Source organism: Paraburkholderia sabiae, assembly GCF_030412785.1.
Lineage (GTDB): Bacteria > Pseudomonadota > Gammaproteobacteria > Burkholderiales > Burkholderiaceae > Paraburkholderia > Paraburkholderia sabiae.
The window spans coordinates 308,232-324,643 of sequence record NZ_CP125298.1; the positions used below are offsets into that span (position 1 = coordinate 308,232).

Annotated in this window: 14 protein-coding genes and 4 pseudogenes; 13 read left to right on the top strand and 5 right to left on the bottom strand. The window is 57.8% G+C overall.

Going from position 1 to position 16,412, the window contains the following annotated elements; all coding sequences use genetic code 11:
* Nucleotides 1–1,393 precede the first annotated feature (1,393 nt).
* From QEN71_RS44150 to QEN71_RS44160, 3 genes are read left to right on the top strand one after another with little or no spacing between them, the layout of a single operon-like run.
* Complete coding sequence (locus QEN71_RS44150) at nt 1,394–3,019, top strand: Mu transposase C-terminal domain-containing protein (protein ID WP_201657538.1); 1,626 nt, start codon at nt 1,394–1,396, stop codon at nt 3,017–3,019.
* Between the two features lie 6 nt (nt 3,020–3,025).
* Entirely contained in the window at nt 3,026–3,898 is an 873-nt protein-coding gene (locus QEN71_RS44155; RefSeq protein ID WP_201657535.1) for a TniB family NTP-binding protein, read from the top strand.
* A complete protein-coding gene (locus QEN71_RS44160) occupies nt 3,873–4,403 on the top strand; it encodes a TniQ family protein (RefSeq protein WP_201657532.1) in 531 nt (176 codons plus the stop codon). The genes QEN71_RS44155 and QEN71_RS44160 overlap by 26 nt, the downstream gene beginning before the upstream one ends.
* Before the next feature lie 42 nt (nt 4,404–4,445).
* On the opposite strand, the pseudogene QEN71_RS44165 reads toward QEN71_RS44160, so the two are convergent.
* Nucleotides 4,446–4,628, bottom strand: a pseudogene (locus QEN71_RS44165) (ATP-binding protein); the annotation flags it as partial.
* A gap of 203 nt (nt 4,629–4,831) precedes the next feature.
* On the opposite strand from QEN71_RS44165, the gene QEN71_RS44170 reads away from it, so the two are divergent.
* The 8 genes and pseudogenes from QEN71_RS44170 (at nt 4,832) to istB (ending at nt 10,484) form a co-directional block, all read left to right on the top strand.
* Entirely contained in the window at nt 4,832–5,263 is a 432-nt protein-coding gene (locus tag QEN71_RS44170; RefSeq protein WP_377791660.1) for a hypothetical protein, read from the top strand.
* A gap of 151 nt (nt 5,264–5,414) precedes the next feature.
* Nucleotides 5,415–5,972, top strand: a complete 558-nt coding sequence (locus QEN71_RS44175) for a hypothetical protein (protein WP_233472255.1) — start codon at nt 5,415–5,417, stop codon at nt 5,970–5,972.
* A pseudogene (locus tag QEN71_RS44180) lies at nt 5,900–6,118 on the top strand (tyrosine-type recombinase/integrase); the annotation flags it as partial. The gene QEN71_RS44175 and the pseudogene QEN71_RS44180, both read left to right, overlap by 73 nt.
* Entirely contained in the window at nt 6,115–6,792 is a 678-nt protein-coding gene (locus QEN71_RS44185) for a hypothetical protein (RefSeq protein WP_290468317.1), read from the top strand. The pseudogene QEN71_RS44180 and the gene QEN71_RS44185, both read left to right, overlap by 4 nt.
* Nucleotides 6,726–7,481: a tyrosine-type recombinase/integrase gene (locus QEN71_RS44190; RefSeq protein WP_201662723.1), complete on the top strand. Its 756-nt coding sequence runs from the start codon at nt 6,726–6,728 to the stop codon at nt 7,479–7,481. Before QEN71_RS44185 ends, QEN71_RS44190 begins: the two co-directional genes overlap by 67 nt.
* Nucleotides 7,478–8,458, top strand: a complete 981-nt coding sequence (locus QEN71_RS44195; RefSeq protein ID WP_322791197.1) for a tyrosine-type recombinase/integrase — start codon at nt 7,478–7,480, stop codon at nt 8,456–8,458. Before QEN71_RS44190 ends, QEN71_RS44195 begins: the two co-directional genes overlap by 4 nt.
* A 107-nt stretch (nt 8,459–8,565) precedes the next feature.
* Nucleotides 8,566–9,689 (top strand): annotated as a pseudogene (gene istA / locus QEN71_RS44200) (IS21 family transposase); the annotation flags it as partial.
* 6 nt (nt 9,690–9,695) lie between these two features.
* On the top strand, nt 9,696–10,484 hold the full coding sequence (gene istB / locus QEN71_RS44205; protein WP_201662812.1) for an IS21-like element helper ATPase IstB: 789 nt from the start codon (nt 9,696–9,698) through the stop codon (nt 10,482–10,484).
* 120 nt (nt 10,485–10,604) lie between these two features.
* Here istB and QEN71_RS44945 read toward each other — a convergent pair whose 3' ends face one another.
* Entirely contained in the window at nt 10,605–10,838 is a 234-nt protein-coding gene (locus QEN71_RS44945) for a transposase (RefSeq protein WP_377792194.1), read from the bottom strand.
* Between the two features lie 875 nt (nt 10,839–11,713).
* On the bottom strand, nt 11,714–12,361 hold the full coding sequence (locus QEN71_RS44220) for a RolB family protein (RefSeq protein ID WP_201662809.1): 648 nt from the start codon (nt 12,359–12,361) through the stop codon (nt 11,714–11,716).
* A 571-nt stretch (nt 12,362–12,932) separates the two neighbouring features.
* Between QEN71_RS44220 and QEN71_RS44225 the strand changes: the two genes are divergently transcribed.
* Complete coding sequence (locus tag QEN71_RS44225; protein WP_290468318.1) at nt 12,933–13,295, top strand: hypothetical protein; 363 nt, start codon at nt 12,933–12,935, stop codon at nt 13,293–13,295.
* A gap of 79 nt (nt 13,296–13,374) precedes the next feature.
* Nucleotides 13,375–14,436, top strand: coding sequence for an IS110 family RNA-guided transposase (locus QEN71_RS44230; protein WP_201663007.1), 1,062 nt, complete (start codon nt 13,375–13,377; stop codon nt 14,434–14,436).
* A gap of 307 nt (nt 14,437–14,743) precedes the next feature.
* On the opposite strand, the gene QEN71_RS44235 is transcribed toward QEN71_RS44230, so the two are convergent.
* Nucleotides 14,744–15,859 (bottom strand): IS5 family transposase, encoded by a 1,116-nt coding sequence (locus QEN71_RS44235; RefSeq protein ID WP_290468319.1) that lies wholly within the window; start codon nt 15,857–15,859, stop codon nt 14,744–14,746.
* 139 nt (nt 15,860–15,998) lie between these two features.
* Nucleotides 15,999–16,400 (bottom strand): annotated as a pseudogene (locus QEN71_RS44240) (IS110 family transposase); the annotation flags it as partial.
* Between the last annotated feature and the right edge of the window lie 12 nt (nt 16,401–16,412).

Below are 16,412 nucleotides of genomic sequence, written 5' to 3' on the forward strand. Positions count from 1 at the left end.
CCGTGGGCTGATGCGCGAAGGACGAACGCCTATGGCGTTGTGGAACGTAAGTCCGTTGATCGATAGAGTCAGGCGGCTGACGAATCGGCCATGCGACGCGGAACCGGCAGAGAAGCGCGCCGACGTCGTCGAGCATCGGGGAGCGTCGGCACCGATGTGGGGCAGGGCCCCTGGCGCGAACCAACTGCCCAACAGATCGGTGCGCCGCGGTTGCGTCCGGACCGGCCGCCGGAGCATGATTAAGACGTTGTGGGTTCCACGTCCGCGTTGACGCTCGAACAGTCCGGGCGAACTTCCGCTGGAGACCATTGTGCGCACTCTCGTCGTCGGCCTGTTGCTTCTTTTCGTGGAGGTGTCCGCTTTTGATGCACATGCGGAGGTTGACCAACGCTGCGCATCCGTGCAGGCGAGTATCTGCAATTACACATTCGCGCAATGTCAATGCACGTCGGCCGGTCGGACGAACGACCCCAATGGCGTGGCGGAGCAGCAGAGACGATGCACCCGGGATTGCCAAGAGGCATACCAAAAGTGCGTGGCGGATGCGACTCGGTCCTGTTACCGATAGGGCATCAGACCATTGGGGACCGCGCCATCGATGATCGCGGATGGGGTAGCGTCCGAAGGGCATCGCAGCAACGCACGCTGTCGAGGGTTTCGGTCATTCCGATTTGAACGGCAGAGCGGAGTTGATAAAGGCCCGGGCTTGTTTGCCATAATCGGACGCCGGTCATGGGGAACAAAGTCGAGCCGCTCGGGGAAACTGGCGATCGGAGCGACCGCATCCCCCAAAAATAGATCGACCACGTGACGGGGTATCGGCGTCATACGCCGCTGAATGACATGGCGTGACTGACGGATACGCGAGATACGCGCACATCGATCGCGTATGCTTTCTGCGGCTCGAAAGACCGCCCTCTAGCCCAAACACGTGCGAAGACCGAACGCATGCGCACAGTCATGCCTAACGGCGAACGCCTCGTGCCGTGGCCTGGCGCCGGGGTGCCCAGCACGCATGTCTCGGGCACAAGTCGTACGTCCACCTGTTGGTCAGGCGAACATGCGACGCACGCTGAGCCGCACAACCCGGTGAGCCGCTTTCGGAGCATGTGGCAAGGCTCTGGAAGCTGTCGCGCCAGACGCGTCGTACTCCGAACGGTTGACAAGTGTTGACGTCGCTTAATCCTGCTAGCCGCGCCGACTAATTCTGCGAATGACCCGAGACGTCGGAGCCCTATATTTCTCGAGAAAAGCTCAAAACTTCTCAAATTTTACGATGTCGTGACAATGCGACATTGTGTGTGCTAGCGGACGAATGATGGCGCTATTGCATTTCACCCGACGACTAATTCCGCTAGCGTGAGGGTAGAGCATGTTGGGCACGGGGAGCAAGATGCTAAAGAAAGGCAACCTTTCCGATCGCGAGACAACCATCGCCCGCATTTTGCGAACGCTTGGCAAAGACCCGATGACGCGAGGGCAGGCCAAGCAAGCAGCGATTTTGCTCGATGTCCACTGGACAACAATTTACCGCTTGCGGAGACGGTTTCTTGCCGACCCGGTTGCCAGTTCACTGAAACCGCATCCGCCCGGACCGAGGACTGGTAGTCGTCGCATAGGGCGACATACTGAAGTCGTCATCGACGACGTATTGACCGTCTGGCTGCCCGCACAACGTCAGCTCGCGCACCCGCTTACGAGCCTTGTAGCGGAGGTGCGTCGACGATGCATGGAGGCCGGTGTCAGTTCTCCAAGCCGCGACACTGTTGCTCGGCGATGGTCATCCCATAAGCGCGAAGAAGCATTGGAGCGGGCAAAAAGCCCCAAATCGGCGATTGCGCCCGGGAATTTCATCGTCGGAAAACCCCTTGACGTCGTTCAAATCGACCATACCCAAGCCGATCTTATTGTAGTCGACGACCTGACGAGGCGCCCATTGGGCCGGCCTTGGTTGTCGCTAGCGATCGACGTGGCCACGCGATGTGTGGTGGGCTTCTTTGTCGGCATTGACCGCCCAAATGCCGCAACTGTCGCATTGCTCCTCACGCGAATCGTTCTGCCGAAAACAGAATGGCTCAGCAAGCTTGGCGTGCGAACGGACTGGCCGATGCATGGCATGCCCCGAATGCTGCATCTGGACAATGCAGCGGAATTCAAAAGTAGGGCGTTGCAACTGGGGTGTGCCGAATATGGCGTCGAGTTGATGTATCGGCCAGTCGGCAAGCCGCACTTCGGTGGGCACATTGAACGGCTGAACCGGACGCTTATGGAGCGTGTGCACGATTTGCCGGGATCAACTGGCTCATCACCAAAAGGGCGCAAGGAGCGACGTTCTGAACAGCAGGCCGCATTGACCCTCGGGGAGTTTGAACAATGGTTGGCCCTCGAAGTTGGCCAGCGATATCACTACAGCGCGCATCGAGGCCTGCGTGGCGATACACCAGCAGGCAGATGGACGACCCTATGTGCGACCTCACCCGTGAACGGGCTCTCAGCTGCTCCCGATGCCGCGCTGCGATTTCTGTTGCATTTTCTTCCCGCAGCTCGCCGGACGATCCAACGCGATGGCCTCACGCTATTTCACATTCGGTACTGGCACCCCATATTTACAGCTTGGCGCGAGACCGACCACGACGTCATTGTTCGCTATCACCCCGAGGATCTCTCCCGGATTTATGTAAAGGTTGCGCGGCATGATTTTATCGAAGTGCGATATGCAGATCTGAGGCGCCCTGCCATTTCACTTTGGGAACAAAGAGCAGCGGTAAAGCATCTGCGGGAGCAAGGCCAACGAACCGTTTCGGAGGTCATGATGTTCCGCACAATCGAAGAACAACGCAGCCTCGTGGATCGCGCACAGAGAGCGACACGAAGCGTATTACGGCGACGCTTGCCGAAGACGCGCGGCCGGCCTCGATCAGAGCTTCTTCCAGCACAGCTGGATGATAAACGCGCGTCCCAAGCCACGCCGATTGATTATAGCCAACCCATATCTGCGTACGACGTCGAGCAATGGTGACAAATAATGAAGCCAGCGCCCTTTTCGCATCTGCTTCCTGCCGTGCGCGCTCAAGCGGAACTCGACGTCGAAGCCCGCATCAACTGCCTTTGGGGAAACCGCTGGATCGACTATCCACGTGCGAACCAGGCGTTGCAGGAGCTTGATAGGCTATTTGCCCTTCCCCGCCGTGAGCGCATGCCATGCATGCTGCTGCATGGTGACTCAAATATTGGCAAGACTCAGATCATCGCCAAATTCCGCCGGCATCATCCAGATACGTTCGACGCCAAACGGGGAGTGGAAATCCGTCCCACGATCGCGATGCAGATGCCACCGACGCCAGATCAGCATCGCTTCTATTCTGGACTGCTATTCGAGGTTGGCGCGCCGCATAATCCCGCGGCAAGCGTCACTGTTCTTGAACGACTTGCGCGGGATCTTCTGCGTCGAATGGCCCCGCGCATGTTCATCATTGATGAGGTGCACCACCTTTTGGCGGGCTCATATCGTGAACAGCGCGCTTCGCTAAATCTGCTCAAATTCCTTGCAAACGATCTGCAAGCCAGCATGGTGTTGGTCGGCACTCACGACGCGGTGATTGCCCTGCAGACCGACGCACAGATGGTCAGCCGCTTTAAGCCTTTCGAAGTGCCGCGTTGGCAAGAGAGCGATGGATTTCGGCGCTTGTTGGCGGCGTTCGAGCGTGTCCTGCCGTTGCGCCTTCCATCGGAGCTTGCACAGCGAGATATCGCGCAGTACGTACTTGCCACAAGTGGTGGCCTAACGGGTGAAATATCAAGGATCATCAACGCAGCAGCAGAACTCGCGATACGGAGCGGCCACGAGGCAATCAGACTCGAGCATCTAAAAGATGTCACATCTACAAGCGCAGGCTAACTATCGTCCTTGGCCTTATGCACCGCGTCCTTTTCAGGATGAAGCGTTTGGCAGTTGGTTCGGCCGCGTAGCGAGTCGATACCGGATGACTGTCGAAATGGCCTGGGAAATCAATGGACTTGGTCAGTTGCCAGCTTTAACCAATGTGGGATGGATATTATTCGCCCCGTTAGACAATACTGCGCTCGATAAGCTGGCTGCGCTTGCGCGCGTAGAGGCTAAAACCATTGGAAGCATTCAGACGCCGGTCTCATGGATGGTGGCGAGAAGGCGATTGCCTTTCTGCTTTCGATGCCTCGTACTCAACCCGATGGACGTGAGCGCGCCCTACTGGAAGCGAGCTTGGCTGAATCCGGACATCACCGATTGCTGCGAGCATGGCGAGCAACTCGAAACGGCCCCGCCGTCGGTGTTGCGCCGCGCGGGCAACACGGAGCAGTTGATATCAAACGTCGGCAAATATCGCAGAAGAATGGAAAAACGACAAGCTAGAAGAGGCCGCTAGCGATGTTGATCGTCCTGCTAGCAAGAATAGTCGACCGCAACAGCCGTAGAACGCGAGGTCCTCGACCATCAGACGCGCAACGATCTGCGTTTTGCCTGCGACCTCCAAGGCTGTCTTCTGCGCGAGCAGTTCCTGCTGGCCGACGAGGAACGTGAAGAGCTTGATCGGCCGACGATCGAGCGCGTCATGCACATCACGCAGCCATTCATACTCATTCTCGTTGTGACTGTCACGGATCGCCGTATAGGAGCCAATTGATGATCGGCGCATAGGCGCCAGCGCAGGATCGGCGTAAAGGCGCCAGTCGATGATCGCCGTAATGGCGCCACCTGATGATCGGCGTATTGGCGCCACCTGCGTCGTGCAGTAGAACGCGGTTCGAACTTTCCCAACTGGGTACGCTTCGCTCTTTTCTGAGCGGAGCGCCCATGGCCAACCGGAGGTTCGAATTGTTTGAGTACCGCCAAGTCCTTGTCCGCATGCGGCAAGGCGATTCCGACCGCGACATAGCGCGCGCAGGGCTCATGGGCCGCAAGAAGCTCACTGCCGTAAGGCGCACGGCGCAGGATCTCGGCTGGCTCGATCCGGCGCGGCCGCTGCCGCAAGACACCGTGATCGCCGGTCAGTTCGGCCGCACGCCGCACCTGCCCAGCACCTGCGTGTCGACCCTCGAGCCCTTTCGCGAGCAGATCAGCAACTGGTTCGAGGCTGACGTGCAGGGCACGACGATTCACATTGCGCTCAAACGTAATCATGGTTACACCGGCAGCTACTCGGCTGTGCGCCGCTTCCTCAAGCATCTGGAGGCCGAACGCAATGTCACCGCGACGACGATTCTGGACTTCCCTCCGGCGGACTAATCGTAAGCTTGCGATTAGTCCGCTAATCTCAAGGAAGCCATAATCGGAAGGAAACTGTCGGGTCCGCCGACGGGCCTTATTTTTTCGCGATTCTGCTTACCATTACGGGCACGTGGCATCCTCAGGCTTGGTCTTGTCCGAGGAGGTTCCTATGTCCGCTCCGCTATCAACTGATGAGTTGTTGATCGAGAAACTGCTGGCACACCTGAGGGCCGAGGGATACTCCCTACGGATCCAGCAGTGGTATCCGGCTCGCGTGCGTCAGTTACTGGATTACTGCAACCGCAATGGACTGTCTATCGAAACCGTTCGCTCGGAACATTTGACACGGTTCTTACGGGGGCAATATCGACTATCGCGGCAACGGTACAGCAAGCTGCCACCGTTTCAGCAGTGGCGACATCGATACACCGGTGCCATCAATATGATGCTGCGTCTTGTGCGCGGTGCATGGCCGGTCCCGAACCCACCAAGCACCGCGCTCGAAGGGTTTCATCGAGACATCGTTATGGACTACGACACATGGTTGCGCGAACTACGCGGACTGCACCCACTGACTCGAGCCAAGCGCACCAAGCATGCGTTGGAATTCCTGGCTTCACTCGGGCAGCGCGCCTCAACTGCATTACGAGTGCTCGTCTGCGAGCAGCCGGAGTCACTCCGCAAGGAAGGAAGGGCCCTCACGCCTTTCGCCACGCTCGCGCCGTGAGCTTGCTGCGATCTGGTGTGCCGCTAAAGATCATCGGCGACGTGTTGGGTCACACGTCTGCGGGGGCGACCGTAACCTATCTGAAGCTCGCGACCGAGGACCTGCGATCCATCGGTTTGGATCTGCCAGGAGGAAGTTTGCCATGACTCATTTACCGTTCATCGATGCAGCACTCATCGAGCGATTTTTGCGGGCGCAAGGTTTTCGCCATCCGGCCACGCACAAGAACTATGCGGGCATTCTGTGCAACTTCAATAGCTTTCTCACGGACCACGGCGCGATTACATCACCGGACATCTCAATCCTAAAGCAATGGCTGAAGGAACATAGTCTCAAGTGGCAGGCGCACATCCTCTATCACCGGACCTTCCTGATCGAGCGATATGTCCGGTGGCTGCATGACCAGGGGATGATCGCGTCGAACCCATTTGCAGAACTGCATCGACAGTATGGACCGCGCACTACACCGATTGTGCGAGCCCTCGTCAGTCAAGACAGCGACGCGGACCTTCAGAATCAACGCCGGCTTCCTCGCTTCGGAAGTTTCCTTGGAGTTGTGATGGATCAGCATATTGCACACATGCGCGTGCTCGGTTATCGCTATCGACTGAAGAGCAGAGACTATTGCGCTTCGATCGGTTCCTGCAGTGCCATCCTGAGCTGGCTGGGCTTACGCTGGCTGAACTCGTCGAGCATTGGAGCCAGGAAGAACCGTCGCCGTACCACTTGTTCGAAGCTCGCAGAGCTGGCCGCATGGTGTCGAAAGCGATGCACCGGATCGACCAGCAGGTGCCGGTCTTGCCAATTGGCGATGGAGTAGCTCGTTCTGCCCGGCAACAGCAGCGGTCCCCCTATCTCTATACGGACGATGAGATACAGCGGATTTTGCACGCAGCGCTGTTGTATCCCTCACCGAAGGCTTCGTGGCGTCCTGTCACCCTCTTCACAATGCTCGTGCTTGCATACTGTGCAGGGCTTCGGGGAGGCGAGGTCGCGCGTTTGATGCTGGGCGATGTCGATCTGCGTGAGCAAACTCTCGAGATCCGGGAGACGAAGTTTTTCAAGAACCGTCGGCTGCCTCTGGCTCCTGGAGTCATGACCTCCCTCAAGCACTATCTTGTTGTGCGTGAGCAAGCCGGCGCTCCAACGAATCCTGAGAGCCCTTTGTTCTGGAGTCCACAGCGCAATTGCGGGTACACCGTAGGTGGCATACGGCTCATTCTGACCGACGTCCTGCGACGTGCGGACATCAAACCCGCGCGCGGCGCAGTTGGGCCGCGAGTTCATGATCTGCGACACACGATGGTTGGCCATCGGATGCGCGACTGGTACAAGGCGGGAATCAATCCGCAATCCAAGCTTCCCTATCTCGCAACATACCTCGGGCACAAAGACATCCGCTCAACACTGGTTTATCTGAACATCACGCCGGGGTTGCTGCAGGACGCCTGTGAACGCTTCCGCAAGAATGGCGCAGCGGCGCCACAGACGAGGGAGAGCCTGCCATGAAACAGAGTTCATTCGCCTCTTTGCTGCACGCATTCTTCCATGAATGGATGGGCAAGCAGAGGAATCTTTCCCAGCACACGGTATGCTCCTATCGCGACACGTGGAAGATGTTCCTTCAATTTACCGCCAGTCGTGGGCGACGGCAGATCACGCAGCTGTCTCTAGCGGACCTGCAGGCCAGTGAGGTGCTCGCGTTCCTCGACTATTTGGAGAAAGACAGGAAGGTGTCCATCGGCACGCGCAACTGTCGACTCGCCGCCATCCACAGCTTCTTTGCCTTCGTCGCCCATCGCGAGCCACTGGCGATCGCGCAGTGCACAGAGATCGCACACATCCCGGTCAAGAAGACGTCCCGGCCCGCCATGTGTTACATGGATGCCGAGGAGATTGCGGCGGTCCTTCGAGAGCCGGACCAATCGATCCTGGAAGGGCAGCGAGATCATGCGTTGCTGGCGTTGTTGTACAACACGGCACCACGAATCCAGGAGGCGCTGGATGTGTGTCCACGAGCCATCCGTTTTGAATCTCCTTCTCAAGTAGAGCTATTCGGCAAAGGACGAAAGCGTCGTATTTGTCCTTTGTGGCCGGAAACGGTGGCCATAATCAAGGCGCTGCTCAGGCGACAGCCGCGTAAGGATAACGAGCCTATCTTCGTCAATCGATATGGCCAGCCGCTCAGTGCAGCCGGGGTTCGCTTCAAGCTCAAGCAGTACGTTCAGTCAGCTTCGGAGCAGGTTCCATCGCTCGCGACAAAGCGGATCACGCCGCACACGTGGCGTCACAGCGTCGGAGTTCAGCTCGTCGCTGCCGGTGTCGACGTGACGGTGATCCGCAGCTACCTCGGCCACGTTCGACTGGATACGACCAATCACTACGCTCGCGCCAATTTAGAGACCAAGCGAAAAGCGCTCGAGCAGGTCGACCCATCAACAAAGCCGGTCGGCCGCCGCGTTGGAAGCGGAATCCAGAGCTGCTGACCTGGCTCGAATCGCTGTGAAGAGCACGCGCTCATAATGAGAGGGTCGTGTGGCCTACCAGCCAGTAGATATCGGGCGGCAGGCCCTTCCTTCTTATTACGAGGTGCTTCCCATTAGCCGATGCCGCACAGGTTGATTTCGGCGCCGGTCCCGCGCTCATCCACGAATCAGGTCACACGCTCAAGACGTGGTTCTTCGTCATGACGCTATGCTGGTCGCGTCATCAGTAGGTCGAACTGGTGTTCGATCAGACCGTCGAGACGTGGCTGGCCTGCCACCGGCGCGCCTTCGAGTGGTTCGGCGGCTGCCCCGGGCGGATCATCCCGACAACGCGAAGTGCGCGATCATCAGGGCATGCACGTACGACCCCGAGGTTCAGCGCTCCTACGCGGGCCTCGCTGAAGGATATGGCTTCAGGATCGATGCCTGTCCCCCGCACGACCCGCAGAAGAAGGGCGTCGTTGAATCGGGCGTCAAATACGTCAAGAAGTCCTTCATGCCGCTGCGCGCGTTTCGTGATCTGCCGGATGCCAACCGGCAGCTGCGCGAATGGATCATGCAGGAAGCCAGCGTTCGTGAACACGGCACGACACGCGAACAGCCGCTGGTGCGCTTCGCCATCGAGAAGCCGCTGTTGACGGCGTTGCCCGATGTGCCGCCGGTGCTCGCAGCATGGTCCACGGTCACCGTTCATCGTGACGCTCACATCCAGCATCACAAGGCGCTCTACTCAGCGCCGTTCGCTCTGGTCGGCAAGACGCTGTGGGTGAAGGCGACAGACACGGTTGTGCAGTTGTTCCATCAGCACGAACTCGTCGCCACCCATCCCCGGCTGCGCAAACCCGGTGCGCGCTCAACCGTTCGCGATCATCAGCCGCCGGCAGCACAGGCGTGGCTCGAACACGATCCGCAATGGTGTCTGGCGCAGGCCAAAGAAATCGGTCCGTCCTGCCACGCGCTGATTCTGGCGCTCTTCAACGATGAGGTGCTCGTCAACCTGCGCGGCGCGCAGGGCATCGTCCGGCTTCGCGGCAAGGTTGGTGACACCTGGCTGGATGCTGCATGCGAACGGGCACTAGCGCATGCCAGCCCGAGGTGGCGAACCGTCAAGACGATTCTGGATAAAGGTCTGGAGAGCGAGCCCATCGCAGAGTCCCCGCAAACGCTCACCGATACCTACGTCAACGGCGGCCGCTTCGGTCGCAATCTCCAATCCCTGCTGATCCACTAAACGCCCATGAATCCCAGTCCTGAACTGAACACGACCCTCAAGCAGTTGCGCCTGTCTGGCGTGCTCGATTCCCTTGAACAGCGCAACCGGCAGGCCATAGACGGCCAGCTCGCCTACACGGAGTTCCTCGCCATGCTGCTGCACGACGAAGTCGCCCGACGTGACCAGAAGAAGCTGCGCACCCGCCTGGCCCGTGCTGGCTTCGCAATGGGCAAGACCCTCGAAACGTTCGACTTCGACCGGCTGCCGAACCTGAATCGAACCCATATCCACGACCTCGCTACCGGTCGCTATATCGATGAGAAGGTCGCGATTCTCATTGCCGGGCCAACCGGTACCGGCAAGTCGCACTTAGCCCAGGCACTCGGCAATTGCGCCGCCCGGCAGGGGCGTGATGTCGTGTTCGCCACGCAGACCAGGCTATTGAACAGTCTGCAGGCAGCGCGCGCGACCGGTAGCTATGAGCGCAAACTGAAGCAGCTTGCAGGTGTACCGGTCCTGATCATCGACGACTTCGCGCTCAAGCCGCTGCGCTCGCCGCAGGATGAAGACTTCCACGACCTGATCGCCGAACGGTACGAGACCGCCGCGACGATCCTGACGAGTAACCTCGACTTCAGCGAATGGGGCGATGCGTTCGCCGGCAACCGCATCCTCGGCGCCGCGACACTCGATCGCCTACGACACGGCGCCTATCGCATCGTGCTCGACGGTGACAGTTTCCGGGCGCCCAGACCAATGCCCGAACCCGACCAGACGCGGCTTGCGAAATCGGCTAAAAAAACGCATCCTTGAGTCCGTTCGAATCCGCGTTTTACTCCACTTCAAACTGGCGCCATTACGGCGATCATCCCCGGCGTCATTACGCCGATCCGTGACATGTAACGTTGGCTTAGAGGGTGTTAGGCACTTCTGCTAAGGGTTGCAAAGGTGGACAAGCATAAGCACGGAGAATACGACGAAGTGCAAGCCGGCCAGAGTTTCGGGCAATCGCTCGTAGTCTCTTGCCAGTCGGCGGAAGCGGTTGAGCCAGCCGAAGCTGCGCCCGCCTGAATCCAGCGAAGCGCGTTGAACATCTCGCGCAGTTCGTAGCGGCGCTGCGGTGCGTCCTTGTTCATCAAGGTCAGGTACGGAGCGGCGAAGTACCACTCTTCATCCGATACATCCGTTGGGTAGGGCCTGCGTTTTTTCATTCCGCCAGGGTACCAGGTCTAGCTCAAAGTTCCTAACACCCTCTAAGGGTAGGAGGCCAGTTGACAAAATTAATACGGACTTACGTGAGTTGACGCTTTATTCCGATTCGAAGGGGAATAAAAGTTACAACACGACCGCTCTTTGGCCCGCGGTTGCTAGGGAAGGGTGGTGACAGAATCATTACGCTCTACGCGTACTGGCCGCGGGTCGGTAGCATGACTGCGCGCCTTCCATCCCCCGATGCAGACATCGCCGGTTGATCGGTGCGGCTACGCTCGGCCGTGACTTGCGAATGATTTTCCATTCGGTATGCTAAAGCTCACGCTTACGATCTTCGAAAGTGACCTGCCCCCTTCAAGGAGAGCCAGCAGTCAGAAGCTAGTGTAATGCACTTTAGGAACGCGCCACAGTTTTCCACATAAAACCAAGGGCATTTGAACGAAACTAAAAAGAAATGAAAAGGCATGCAATTGTATGGCAAACTCCCACGATAATTTCAAAGAAATTCGTAACGCAGTCGAACTCGAGATGACCGAGTCGCACAGAAAAAACGGAAAGATTTTCAGAGTTCAGGAAAATTAATGGCAAACAATAATAGATAATATGAGTCTGTTTATTAACAGTGCGCTAACCGCGCACGTACAACACAAGACGTGGATACTTAAAAAAGACACGGCAACAGGAATATCAGTTTCCAGCAGCCTTATTTCAGCTCACAGAGCCAACAAACAAGACAAACGACGAAGCACTGGACAAAACAAAAGTACAACTCCAGACTCAGATGCAAGGTCGCATGCGCCGAGCAGCCCATACGCAACGGGCAAGGTCGACTATAAGGTCGAACGAGTGGAAGCCACCACGTCGAATTTTCCGAAATATCGGCGGCTCCAGAAGTCGCCCCCTTCGTGGCGGAACAAGTCGGTTTTTGGAATGATGATGCATTTCCTAAGGTTATTCACAGAGTCTACGCCGCATCCCAATTCCCGATATTTGAATAACACTTCATATGTGCTGAAATCCTCTTCGTACGGCATGGCGTCGTATGCCAGCATCCGTTGATGTCCATTTTCATCTACAAAGCAAAAATCTTCGCCTAGATAGCTGAGGTTGCTTTTCTCCGCCATCGTGCAGCATGACTCGGTGTCAGCTACGACGGAGAGGAATTTCGGATAATAGCCTTCTCTGCGCGAAATCTGCTCCATGATACCCTCGGTAGGGTCATTCATGCATGGGTATTGGCGAAATTCCGCCATAAGCTCGTCGACACGATCGGAGTCAAACCGCAATTGCCAGCCCTCAAACGAATCCAGGATATCGGCATACTCGTGTTGCGCCGGGAGAAGCGCGTCATCGAGAAAAGTGTCATAGCGCGCAATCGCAGCTCTGACTGAGCGCCTGAGCTCATCCTTGTTTCTCTCCTGGGTAAGATCGGCACAGTCGAAAACTGGGCGATCATCGAAGTCAGGTGGGCTGGACATGGTGAGAGGATATGTGAGTAGGGTGACGAGAGCTGATAAGAAAGAAGCACCTTGCTGTTTTGGAAACGGAAAGTACCTGCCTACCTATATATAGTGGTACGAGTCGTGTCCATAAACACATGCAAATATCAATAAGAAATCTCTTTAACGCTTTTCTTTAATTTAAAAGGTTAAGAATCTCTGGTGACAGGAACATCCATCCTTTGAAAATCACGAAAAGATAACGTGAGCCCTGATCTTTGAAAATCGCGAAAGGTTAAAGCGACCATGATTGATGGCGACCCGGGAAACGTAAAATTATGGCTTTTTTCCTTGGGGAAGCGGCACATGATCATAGATGTGACGGCGATTCGCGTCGTCGCATTCAAACCTCCAGAACGCGGGCGGTTTATTATAATTTTTATTCAAAGGCCGGAAGCACCGCTCTCAGAGATCGCTTTCCAATCGTTACGTGAACCCACTATAGCGCCCCCCTTCGCCAGGACCAAAGTTGTTGCGTGCAAACTCACACCGAGTCGGCCCGAAGCGGGTCAACGCCGGTGCGCGGGCGGAGTAGGCAACGCAATTCGCCGTGCCGATCCGGACCTTCTCTGACTGGAGCAATCCTCTGTCCGGCTATCTTGAGGTTGATTTCGCTGAGCATTGCGGTGGCACCGAGATCGACGGCGACGTCGTGCACAGCTTCGTGATGACCGATATCGCGACCGCCTGGACCGAATGCTTCGCCATGCCGTACCTAAGCGGCACGCTCGTCCTCGAGTACGTCGAGGGCGTTAGCAGACTGCTGAAATACACCCGAGCTAAAGCGGCCTCGCTCCAATTACGCGGCTCTCGCCGCAAGATTTTCGCATTGTGCGAATTCAACGTCCTGTTAAGCGATTTGAGGTCAATTCATGGCCTCATTTCCGTGTTGACTTTCACGATGAATTGGTAAGGAGCCTCGCAGCCGGTGGTCGGCGACGCTCCATGCCACCATTGCTGTACTCCCGCAACCGTCCGTCACGGAGGACATCATGAACGCGATTACCCGAGTCGGCATTGATCTCGCCAAGAACGTTATGCAGATTCATGCGGTCGACCAGGCCGGTCACGTTGTGCTCCGCAAAACCATTACCCGCGAGAAGTTCCTTAGCTGGTTCGCGAACCTTCCGCGGTGCCGCGTTGCCATGGAAGCGTGCAGCACCGCCCACTACTGGGCACGCCGGCTGAGCGAACTTGGGCACGAGGTCCGGCTGATACCCCCGCAATTCGCCGCACCCTACCGCAAGGGCGGCGCCCACGTGAAGAACGACGCGCTCGACGCTGAAGCCGTTTGCGAAGCTGACAGCCGTCCCCAGATGCGTTTCGTCCCCGTGAAGTCGCCAGCCCAACAGGGCGTGCTAACGCTCCACCGCATGCGCACTGGCTACGTCGAGGAGCGCACTGCGCTGGTCAACCGGCTGCGCGCACTCCTTGCCGAATTCGGCATTTTCATCCCGCAAGGCATCGACCGGTTGCGCAGGCACTTCGTCGCACAAGTCGAGGACGGCGCCAGCGAGCTTCCCGGCACGGCGCGTGAAGCGTTAATGCGCGCCTGGACACAGTGGCAGACGCTCGATCAGGAAATCGCCTGGTACGACCGCCAGATCGCTGCCCACGCTTGTCACGATGGCGCCGCCAAGCGCTGCATGGACATGTGCGGCGTCGGCCCGCTTACCGCATCGGCCGCCGTCGCCACCATCGTCAATGCCAACCAGTTCAAGAACGGCCGCCAGATGGCGGCCTGGCTTGGTCTCGTGCCCCGCCAGAACAGCAGCGGCGGCAAGCAGCGCCTTGGCCGCATTACCAAACAGGGAAACGATTATCTGCGCATGCTGCTGTTTCAGGGCGCGCGCTCTGCGGTCTTCACCGCGCACCGGCGTGACGACCGGGTCTCGCGCTGGATCGTTCAGCTGCAGACCCGGGTGGGCTATTACCGGACACTGGTCGCTGTAGCTAATAAGAACGCTCGCATCCTCTGGGCCATCCTCGCAAAAGGCGAGAAGTTCAACCCCGCTCACGCGCCCGCCCGTCCCAATCCCGCGAGCGACGCGTGACCGACGTTCAACCCCACGCAGTACTCGCTTTGCTCATCTTCCTTCAGGACGCAACAGGCAGTGATAGCGACAGGTCAGACCGGCAGCAGGCGAACTCGGAAGTCCGTCAGGCGCACGTGCCACTTCGTGTCGCCGCACTATGGATGGAGTCCTGCTGCGCGGTTACTATCCGGGCCCCGGCGCGCGACGACTGCGCCCAACAAGGCCGTTTATAGGTGTGCAGTCTCTCCCGTCGCTTCACGCACAGATTTCTCAAACGCAGGAAACACCACATGATATGTGATCCTTACTTCCCAAGACCAACTTGCTAAAAGGCGAGGCTCCTTATAGGACGGACTTGTGCCAAGGATCGCAGGCGCACGAGGTTATAGGCGACCATGTTTAACACGAACATCTGATCCACCTTCTTCAACCCGCGCACCATCGTCTGGCGCATGCGCCCCACGGTCTTCGCCCAGCCGAAGCCTTGTTCGATCAGCTTGCGCTTTTGCTGAGAAATGGCGTAGCCCACGCTCGAGGCAATCGTGTCGGCCACCGCCGAACGCCGCCCCGAGGTATTTTGCGCTACGTGCGGTGTCACCTTCATTTCGTGGCAGGCCTCGATGAATTCCTGTGCGTCGTAACCCTTGTCCGCACCCAGCGTGATTTCTGCGCTCGCATCCTTTACCGCTTGCCGCACGTCGTTGATCATGATCTTGGCCGCTTCACGCTCGGCATGCCCGTCGGCGTGGGTCACACGCGCGTTGATCACCAAGCCGTGCCGGTTATCGGTCAACGTATGGCCCATGTACCGCAATTCGCTGGCCGTCTTGCCTTTGCGATAGAGCCGCGCATCGGGATCGGTCCTCGACTGATGCGTCTCGTTGCTGCGCTTGCTACCTTTGAAGTCGTCCGCGCTGCCGCCGTCGTTGTCCTGATCGTCACCGTCCTTGCGCACGAAGCTCTTGTGTCCCGCCCACGCCTGGATCAGCGTGCCGTCGACGCTGAAGTGTTCGCCCGAGAGCAGATCCTTCTTCTCAGCTATGGCCACTACTTCGTTGAAGAATTCGATGATCGCATCGTGCTTGATCAATCGCTCGCGATTCTTCGTGAAGACCGTGGGCACCCACACCTCGTCATCCATTGCCAGGCCGATAAACCAACGAAAAAGCCGGTTATATTGAACCTGCTCCATCAGTTGCCGCTCCGAGCGGATGTTGTAGAGAACCTGGATCAGCATGGCTCGCAGCAGCTTCTCTGGCGCGATGCTCGGCCGCCCGTCCTTTATGTTCGCTTCGTACATCCCGGCGAACAGTCGATCCATCTTCGCCAGCGCTTCGTTCGCCATCACGCGGATCGATCGCAACGGATGCGACTTCGGGACGAAGTCGTCCAGCTTCCGCAGGGAAAACAAACTCCCGGTGAACGTGTCGGCGCCGCGCATGATCTCCAGTGGGCAAGTGAGGGTCCTAATATCAACGCATAGAGAGCGTCAAGCAGCGTGGCCGGTCAGCGACAACTATTTTGGCCGGCCAAGCTAATTGTCGCCGCCCAAACGCATCAGGGGACTTCCGCGATGACGTCAGCCGCCGGTACTTCAGCAACCTGCTAACTCGATGCAGTGCTGACAGGATCTGCTGTGGTTCTGTCCGAGGTGTGACGAACCGCATGGACGGGCGCGATGCCGCTTCGCAGATCGCCTCAGCATCAGCAAAGTCGTTTTTATTGCTTTTGACGAACGGTCGAACGAGGTGTGGGGCAATCAGACGGACTCGATGGCCGAAGCCACCTAGCGTGCGCGCCATGAAATGCGCGCCAGCGCACGCCTCCATTGCAATCGTACAGGCGGGAAAATTTGCGAACATCTCAACGAGCTGCCGGCGCGTCACCTTCCGGCGAAAAACCTCTTCACCCTTTCGGTCCTGAGCGTGCAAGTGAAACGAATGCTTGCCAAGATCGATTCCTACGATCGTCACCTGTTCCAGGTTTCCCTTGGT